We start from the raw sequence: 957 nt of genomic DNA, 5'->3' as shown, positions 1-957 counted from the left end.
GCTGGTCCAGCCAGCTTCGGTCGAAGGCAAACGCGTTGGCGATGGCGCCGAATTGCAGCGGGCAGGCAAAGATTTCGGCGTACCGTGCGCGGTAATCCGGGGCGTCGTGTTCAAAGCGCGCCCCCAGCAGCGGCAGGGCATGCCCCAGCAGGTCGTCGCAGATCACCTTCAACGAGGCCAGGCAGAGTTCGACGTTGAACGTTTCCAGCGCCGGATTTTCCCGGTAATCCGCGGCGCTGAACCAGATGCGCGTGCCGTCTTCCTCAAGGTCCAGCTCGAAAAGTGTTCCCAGCAGCGCCGGATACCGCAGCGCCAGGCGCAAAGCGTCACCGAAGGTGGCACTGGTGAGCAGTGCGTAACCGAGCATGCCATAGGAAGAAACGTGCATTTGCCGGCCCAGCTCCAGGCCGATATCCCGGCGCAGGGCCACGGCGTTGGCGCACACGCGCATCTCCTGGTTGGTGGTGATGCGGGTGTCGGCGCGGCTCAAGTCCGCCGCGCAGATACCGCTGCCGGCCAGCAAGGCCTCGGCGGGTTGGCCTTCGGCCTTGAAGGTATTGAGCACCAACGAGACGGCATTGAGGGTGGTGAGGTGGGAGTGCAACATGGGTGCTTCCAGCCAGGGGATGGCTGGAAGAGGAGCAAGTTATATGCCGGTCAGCTCAGTTCGCCGCACAGGTCGAGTTCGACCAGGCGGCGGATTTCGGCGGTGTCCAGCCCGGCGCCGATCAACGCATTGAGCTTGCCGAACGCGGCTTCACGGGTCATCCCGCCACCCGACAACACCCCGACGCCCCGCAGGCGGCTGCCGGCTTCGTACACGTCCAGCTCCACACCGCCTTCATGGCATTGGGTGATTGCCACCACGACCACGCCGTTATCCTGCGCGCGCTGCAGGGTGGCGAGGAACTGTGGGTTGTCGCTCGGCCCGGTGCCGCTGCCGAAGCATTCCAGCAC

Annotated in this window: 1 protein-coding gene and 1 pseudogene; both read right to left on the bottom strand. The window is 65.0% G+C overall.

The features are described from left to right. Positions 1-607, bottom strand: a 607-nt coding sequence (locus HX846_RS35210) for an AraC family transcriptional regulator (RefSeq protein WP_178967254.1), incomplete at its 3' end; no start/stop codon positions are given. Positions 608-657: 50 nt separating this feature from the next. After that, positions 658-957: pseudogene (locus HX846_RS35205) on the bottom strand (asparaginase); the annotation flags it as partial.

Origin of the sequence: Pseudomonas sp. K5002, assembly GCF_013386655.1 — a bacterium.
Classification (GTDB): domain Bacteria; phylum Pseudomonadota; class Gammaproteobacteria; order Pseudomonadales; family Pseudomonadaceae; genus Aquipseudomonas.
The sequence above is the reverse complement of the archived record's forward strand: the minus strand, read 5'-3'. Positions and strand labels throughout refer to the sequence as shown.